5 protein-coding genes are annotated in these 7,933 nt (G+C 61.1%); all 5 read left to right on the forward strand.

Annotation, left to right across the window (positions count from 1 at the left end; translation table 11 throughout):
• The first annotated feature begins 57 nt into the window (after positions 1–57).
• Entirely contained in the window at positions 58–4,359 is a 4,302-nt protein-coding gene (locus tag ACP7BV_RS23160; protein ID WP_426107126.1) for an Ig-like domain-containing protein, read from the forward strand.
• Positions 4,360–4,443: 84 nt separating this feature from the next.
• Positions 4,444–5,292 carry a hypothetical protein gene (locus ACP7BV_RS23165; protein ID WP_426107128.1) on the forward strand — a complete coding sequence of 283 codons (849 nt, stop codon included), beginning with the start codon at positions 4,444–4,446 and terminating at the stop codon, positions 5,290–5,292.
• A gap of 192 nt (positions 5,293–5,484) precedes the next feature.
• Entirely contained in the window at positions 5,485–5,976 is a 492-nt protein-coding gene (locus ACP7BV_RS23170; protein WP_426107130.1) for a Hint domain-containing protein, read from the forward strand.
• A gap of 319 nt (positions 5,977–6,295) precedes the next feature.
• A complete protein-coding gene (locus ACP7BV_RS23175; RefSeq protein ID WP_426107132.1) occupies positions 6,296–7,063 on the forward strand; it encodes a hypothetical protein in 768 nt (255 codons plus the stop codon).
• Positions 7,064–7,281: 218 nt separating this feature from the next.
• Positions 7,282–7,776: a Hint domain-containing protein gene (locus ACP7BV_RS23180; RefSeq protein ID WP_426107133.1), complete on the forward strand. Its 495-nt coding sequence runs from the start codon at positions 7,282–7,284 to the stop codon at positions 7,774–7,776.
• Positions 7,777–7,933: the final 157 nt, after the last annotated feature.

Below are 7,933 nucleotides of genomic sequence, written 5' to 3' on the forward strand. Positions count from 1 at the left end.
ACGGAGGTTGACCACACCTCGAAACGGCCTGCAAACGGCCTGCGCCCCCTTGACAACATGACCGCCCATGCGCAAACTTGCGTGCATGGGGTGCTCAGCCGCAACGCCGGCGGTACGCTCAAGTACACCCCGGCCCTGCATTTTTACGGTGTCGACAGCTTCGAGTACAGCTACGAAGTCGAGGGCCAAGTGTCGAACCTGGCCACCGTGCACGTCACCGTCAGCGAAGTGATCTATGCCCCTGTCAGCGGCGGTAACGTCAATGCGCAGGCAATCGGCGGCGTGCCGTTCACCTTCGATCCGCTGGCCGGTGCGCAGGACATCAACGGCCACGCCATGAGCGCGGTGCTCGACACGCCGCCTGCGCACGGCGCGCTGGTGGTCAATGCCAACGGTAGCTGGACCTACACCGCCAACGCCGACTACGACGGCGCAGACGTGCTGGTGTTCCACATCAACGACGGCCTGGCCGACTCCGCGCCGGTCAGCGTCAGCTTCCAGGTCACGCCTGAGAACCGTGCGCCGACCGTGGTGCACAACGCCGCCATCGAAGTACTGGAAGACGGCAGCCTGGTGATCGACTTCGGCAGTTTCGGCGCCGATGCTGATGGCGACGCGCTCAGCGCCGTCATTACGTCGCAGCCAAGCCGTGGCGTGCTTGCCCAGAACGCGAACGGCACCTGGACTTATACGCCTGGCCTGCATTTCTACGGCAGCGATACCCTCAGTTTCATCCTCAGCGACGGCTTTCTCAGCTCGCAGGAGGCAAGCCTGGGCATCACCATCGCCAAGGTGCAGATCGCGCCGACCCTGGTCGACAGCGATTACGCGCTGGACGAAAATGGCAGCCTGACGCTGTCGCCGTTCGCTGCTGCGAACAGCGTCAACCGGGAGCCGCTGACCGCCCTTGTGGTGTCCCAGCCTGCCCACGGCCAGATCACCGTCAACGCTGACGGCAGCTGGTCCTACACGCCGGCACTGTATTTTTTCGGCACCGACAGCTTCAGCTACAAGGTCAACGACGGCATCGACGACTCGAACACGGCAACCGTCGTGCTCAACGTCGCCGAAATCGCGTTTGCACCGACCTTGGGCGACAGCATTGTCAATCTCGATGAGAACGGATCGGCCCGCTTTGAACCGCTGGCGACCGCCTTCGACCGCAATGGGGATGTGCTGTCCGCGGTGCTGCTTACGCAGCCAGCGCACGGCCTCATCACCGTCAACGCCGATGGCAGCTGGACCTATACGCCGGAGCTGTTCTACTTTGGCAGCGACAGCTTCACTTACAAGGTGAGCGACGCTGCCGCCGACTCAAATATGGCGACGGTCACGCTTAACGTGGCTGAAATAGCATTCGCGCCAACGCTGGGCGATGTCAGCATCCACCTCAGCGAGAACGCTGCGGCCAGCTTCAACCCGCTGGCCAGCGCGGCCGACCTGAATCATGATGTGCTTAATGCAGTGCTGGTGTCGATGCCGTCGCATGGCGTTCTCACCGTCAATGCCGACGGCAGCTGGACCTACACGCCCGCGCTGTACTACTTCGGCAGCGACAGCTTCACGTTCAAGGTGAGCGATGGCAATGCCTACTCGAACACGGCAACGGTCGTGTTGAACGTCGCCGAAATCGCCTTTGCGCCAACGCTGGCCAACAGCGCGCTTAGCCTGGACGAGAATGCATCGGCCAGCTTCAACCCGCTGGCGCATGCATTGGACCTGAACCCGAATGACGTGCTGGCGGCACTGGTGGTGTCGCAGCCGGCACACGGCGCCATTAGTGTGAATGCCGACGGCAGCTGGACTTACACGCCTGCGCAGTACTACTTCGGCACAGACAGCTTCACCTACAAGGTCAACGACGGCGTTGCTGACTCCAACACGGCGACGGTCACATTCACAGTCGGCGAGATCGCGTTCGCACCCACCCTGGCCGACAGCACCGTCAATGTGAGCGAGAACGGTACGAGCACGTTCAACCCGCTGGCTGCGGCGGCGGACCGCAATGCGAACGATGTGCTGACCGCCAGCGTGGTCCGCCAGCCGGCGCACGGCAGCTGGACTTACACGCCGGCGCTGAACTACTACGGCCCCGACAGCCTGACCTACCAGATCAGCGATGGCGTCCAACCGTCGAACGTCGCCACCTTGACCTTCGATGTCGCCAAGGTCAATTACGTGCCGGTCCTGGCCGGCAGCACGGCCACGGTGAACGAAGGGGCAAGCGTCGTGATCACGCCGCTGGCCCATGCCACGGATGTCAACCTGGACGCGCTAGCGGCCATTGTCGTCACCCAGCCGGCGCATGGCGCGATCGCCGTCAACGCCAACGGCACCTGGACTTACACCCCGCAGGCCGGCTACTTTGGCGCAGACCGCTTCACGTACAAAGTGAACGATGGCGTCTACGATTCGAACCTGGCGACCGTCTCGCTGACGGTGGTCCAGACCAACCATGCGCCGGTGGCCGTCAACGGTTCCGCCAGCGTGAATCGCGACACGTCCGTCGTGCTCAACCTGCTGGCAGGCGCGGTCGATACCGATGGCGACAGCCTGACGGTCAAGCTGGTGGCGGCGCCGGCCCATGGCGCGCTGGCGGCCAATGCCAACGGCACCTTCACCTATACGCCAGTGGCGGGTTATGTCGGCAACGACAGCTTCAGCTACAAGGTCAGCGACGGCAAGCTCGATTCGGCGCTGGTCACCTTCAGCCTGTCGGTACTGCAGGTGAACCGGGCGCCGGTGGCGCTCAATTCGCTGGTGGCAGGCACCGAGGATACTGCTGTGCTACTGCGCTGGAGCGACTTTGCCGTCTCCGACGCCGACAACGACGTCCTCACGCTCGCCATCACGGCGCTGCCTGCGGATGGCGTACTGCAGAAGCTCGCCTCGACTGGGAGCTGGGTCAGCGCAGCGCTGGGCGACAAGTTCGTCGCGGCCGACCTTGCTGCCGGCAAACTGCGCTACGTGCCCGCGGCTAACGCGTCGGACGGGGCAGGGTATGCCACGGCTGGCTATGGCAACCAGCGCGCGCATTACGCCCGCTTCAGCTATACCGTGTCGGACGGCATCCTGACCAGCGCCGCGGCGACGGTCAGCATCGACATCGCCGCAGTGGCCGATGCGCCGGCCATGCAAGTGCTCGGCAGTACCCTGGTGCACCGCATGTTCGCCACCGGCTGGGAAGGTGCGGCCAACATCGATTCCCAGTCCACCCTGGTGGCCGGCAGCGTGTTCGACGGCTGGAGCCTGGTCACGACGGGCGACCAGCTGAGCGGCGGCCAGAATGGTTTCGAAATCTGGAGCAACGGCGACATGATGACGGACGTGAACGGCACCGCGCGCTCGGTCAGGGCGGCGACCGGCAACGGCAACAACTGGCTCGAGTTGAATGACGCCAGTTCGACCCAGGCGCAAACGCTGGGTATTTCGCGCCAGGTCAACACCGACAAGGGCGCCAGCTACAACCTCAGTTTCGACCTGGCAGGCCGCCTCGGTTATGTGAGCGACTACACCCGGGTCGGCGTGTACGTGGATGGCGTGCGTGTTGCGCTGTACGACAACACCAGCGGCACCACGGCGCTGAACTGGCAGCATGCCAACATCAGCTTTATCGGCAACGGCAGCAGGCAGACCATCAAGATCATCACCGAAGCGAGCCGTCGCGATACGGCAGGGCGCGGCATGATGCTTGATAACATTTCGCTGGTGGAAAGTCTGGAGCTCAACCATGGTGTGCAGGGCGGCAGCGTGCAACTGCAAGCGGTCCAGGCAACGCTGGCCGACGCCGATGGTTCGGAAGCGCTGCAGTTGAGCGTGGCTGGCCTGTCGGTGGGCAGTGTACTGACCGATGGCGTACGCACCGTCACGGTCACTGCGGCACAGCCGGTGGTTGACATTACGGGATGGAATGCCAACACCTTGTCGCTCACGCCACCGGCCACCTACCGCGGAGCGCTGGCATTGCAGGTCACGGCGACATCGACGGAAGCGGCGAACGGCAGCAAGGCCAGTGTCAGCCGTACCCTCAATGTCCAGGTCGATGCCGTGGCCCAGGCCCCGGTGCTGACGCTGACCCCGCCAACGGGCAAGCTGAGCCGGACGATTGTCAGCACCGACTGGGGCAGCGGCTACTGCGATTCGAGCTGGGACACCGGTCCCGACCTGTTGGCATGGAGCCAGCTGTCTGGGTGGAACATCCAGGCCGCCAGCTACGGAAAAACCGCTGCCTTCCCGATCTGGGAAGATGGCGACCGCATGACCAACACGCTGGGCACCAGGGTGACGGTGTATGGTCCCGTGGCAGGTTCCTCGAGCGACGAATGGCTGGCCCTGAACAATGGCGTCAATGCGAGCTAGCAGTCGTCGGGCATCAGCCAGCGGATCTCCACGATCGACGGCGCCGCTTACACCTTCAACCTGAACTATGCCGGCGCGCTCGGCATGGCCAGCGCCAACACCAAGGTCGGACTGTATGTCGACGGCGTGCTGGTGGGAAGCTATGCCAACACCAGTAGCATCGCGGCGCTGAACTGGCAGGCGGTGTCGTTCGCCTTCAAAGGCGATGGCCTGGAACACAATGTCAGCCTGCAACTGATGGGCGGCAGTTCAACCGTTGCCGCCAGCGCGATGATCGAAGGCATCCGCCTGATCGAGACTTTGCCGGACAGCGCCACCGTAGTCTACGGCATGCAGGGCACCCCAATTGCCTTGCCGGGTGTGACGGCGCAGTTGGCGGCCGGCGATGGCGCAACGCTGGGCCTGCAGTTGCTCGGCCTGCCGTACGGGACGGTGCTGTCGGACGGTGTCCACCGGGTCACGGCCTACGTCAACAACGCAACGGTCAACCTTGCTGGCTGGGACTTGTCCAAGCTGACAGTGGTGCTCGATGCGGGCTGCGGCTACAATGACGTTCCGGTCCTGCTCAAGTTTGAGGCAAGCAGTACCGTTGCTGCAAACAATACCAGGGCCACCATCACGCGCAGCTTTACAGTGCAGCAGTTGTCCGGGTGCGCGGTTGCCACTCCGGTCGGTGTCAATCCGTATGTCAGCTACGCTAACAGCACCGCTGTCACTACCAGTAGCGCCATGGCTTCGGCCGCGACGGTCAGTGCATTGGTGGCGGTGGCGGGCAGTTACACGACGGGTGTGTCGGCAGCGATGCTGGCGCCGGGCCTGCATGCGGACCCGAGCGACAGCGACAAGACGATGAACGACTGGATGCAGAGTTTGAGCTTGGCCCTCAGCAGTGCGTTCGTGAGGGAGATGGACCAGGTGCTGTCAGGGAAATAAGTCATGCAACAGGCGGGCGGGAAATAGGGCGTCCGCCAGTGAACGGTGCCCTTTGCCGCTCGGGTCCCAAACCTCTTCTCAGAGTTCGTGGTCACCCCAGGCTTACTAATTTTTTTATCGTAAAGAATTGCTCGGCAAGTGCGATATTTCAGATTGAATTCGCCGGCAGGGCTGCAATAGGAGAAAATACAGATGCCGACGCTGACGGTGTGGGACACCAGGATCGAATGGAAAGGGGCCGGTTGCTTCTTTCCCGACACTATGGTGCATATGGAGGACGGGAAGCTGTGTGAAATTCAATTCCTTGGCCCTGGGGATACGGTATTGTCCAGATCGAAAGAGACGGGCGAACTTGCATATCGCAAGGTTGTCAGGAACTTCGAACACGACGGTAAGCAAGTCCATACAATCGATTATTTCGTTGCGGCCCGACCTGGGCATACTTACCGGCTCTACGCAACTGCAGAACACCCTGTATGGGTCGAGACGATCGGCTGGACCAAGGCATGCAATCTTCGAAGCGGTCATTTGTTGCGCTTGCATGACCATACCTTCGCGCCGGTGGTTGAGGTGAATAACCTAGGTGATGTCGGCGCGGTTCACAACATCGAGGTCGAGGATTTTCATACTTATTTTGTCGATGATTCAGGCGTATGGGTCAGCGACGGAGTGCATCAACGGTAGGTGATACACCAGAGGAAAATCACGGCACTGCGCTCTGGCCATGCTGGCATGGAACCGGTTGCCCAAGTTGACTCCATGCCGCGGGCTATGACAAAACCACTGCCGGCCGAATCTGGAAGGACAGTGGCGGCATGGTCCACTCGATGTGGACCACGGTGTATCGACATCGGCGCAGTGGCCGGTGCGCCGGCCACCCAGGTTTGGGCTATCGGCTTTGCATGGCAGCCGGGTGCTCAGTTCGTCGGGCATCAGCCAGCGGATCTCCACGATCGACCGTGCCGCTTACACCTTCAACCTGAACTAAGCCGGCGCGCTCGGCATGGCCAGCGCGAACACCAAGGTCGGACTTTATGTCGACGGCGTGCTGGTGGGAAGCTATGCCAACACCAGTAGCGGCGCGGCGCTGAACTGGCAGGCGGTGTCGTTCGCCTTCAAAGGCGATGGCCTGCAACACAATGTCAGCCTGAAATTGAAGGGCGGCAGTTCAACCGTTGCCGCCAGCGCGATGATCGAAGGCATCCGCCTGATCGAGACTTTGCCGGACAGCGCCACCGTAGTCTACGGCATGCAGGGCACCCCGATTGCCTTGCCGGGCGTGACGGCGCAGTTGGCGGCCGCCGATGGCGCAACGCTGGGCCTGCAGTTGCTCGGCCTGCCGTACGGGGCGGTGCTGTCGGACGGCATCCATCGGGTTACGGCCTACGTCAACAACGCCACGGTCAACCTTGCTGGTTGGGACTTGTCCAAGCTGAAAGTGGAGCTCGATGCGGGCTGTGGCTACAATGACGATTCGGTCTTGCTCAAGTTTAAGGCAAGCAGTACCGTTGCTGCAAACAATACCAGGGCCACCATCACGCGCAGCTTTACAGTGCAGCAGTTGTCCGGGTGCGCGGTTGCCACTCCGGTCGGTGTCAATCCGTATGTCAGCTACGCTAACAGCACCGCTGTCACTACCAGTAGCGCCATGGCTTCGGCCGCGACGGTCAGTGCATTGGTGGCGGTGGCGGGCGGCTACACGGCGGGGGTATCGGCAGCGATGTTGCGCCGGGCCTGCATGCGGACCCGAGCGACAGCGACAAGACGATGAACGACTGGATGCAGAGTTTGAGCTTGGCCCTCAGCAGTGCGTTCGTGAGGGAGATGGACCAGGTGCTGTCAGGTAGATAATGATGGTGAGCAGGCGGATGAAGCCATGGTCGTCCGCCTGCCACGAGTTTTCTATTTTTTTAGGTCGGTAAAACTGCTTGGTCAGTGCGATATTGCGGGTTGAACTCGCCAGCAGGTTTGCAATTGGAGAAAATACTAATGTCAACGGATACAGCGCAGGACACCAGGATTGAAGGCGAAGGAGCAAGCGGCTTCTTTACCGACACTTTGGTACATATGAAAGGCGGGGGGGCGTTAGAAATTCAGTTCCTTGGGCCTGGAGATATCGTATTGTCGCGATCGAAAGAGACGGGCGAACTTGCGTATCGCAAGGTGATCCGGAACTTCGAGTCGGATGACATCGCGGGCAAACAGGTTTATCGGATCGAGTATTCTCCTCGGAACGAAAGCACACCCAAGCTGTACGCCACGGCGGCACACACTGTCTGGGTCGAGACGATCGGATGGGTCAAGATGTGTAATGTTCGAATCGGCCAATTGTTGCGCTTGCGTGACGATACCTTGGTTCCTGTCGTAGCTGTGCATTGCCTCGGTGACGGCTATGCCGTTCATAATCTTGAGATCGAAGATTTCCACAGCTTTTTTGTCAACGATTTGGGCGTCTGGGTCGGCGACGGAGTGCAGCAAGGGTAGGGGATTCTCCACAGGGAAATCACAGCAAAGGCGCCTTGATGAACTTTCAAGTTGGTGATTACCCCACGCTTACAAATTTTGTGACTGTTCAGCCCCTATGACCGGCAGAAATTAGTTGTAAACAATTGTGATCGCGTTCATCATGCTGGCATGGCAA

The organism is Massilia sp. TSP1-1-2, assembly GCF_049896185.1.
Lineage (GTDB): Bacteria > Pseudomonadota > Gammaproteobacteria > Burkholderiales > Burkholderiaceae_D > Telluria_A.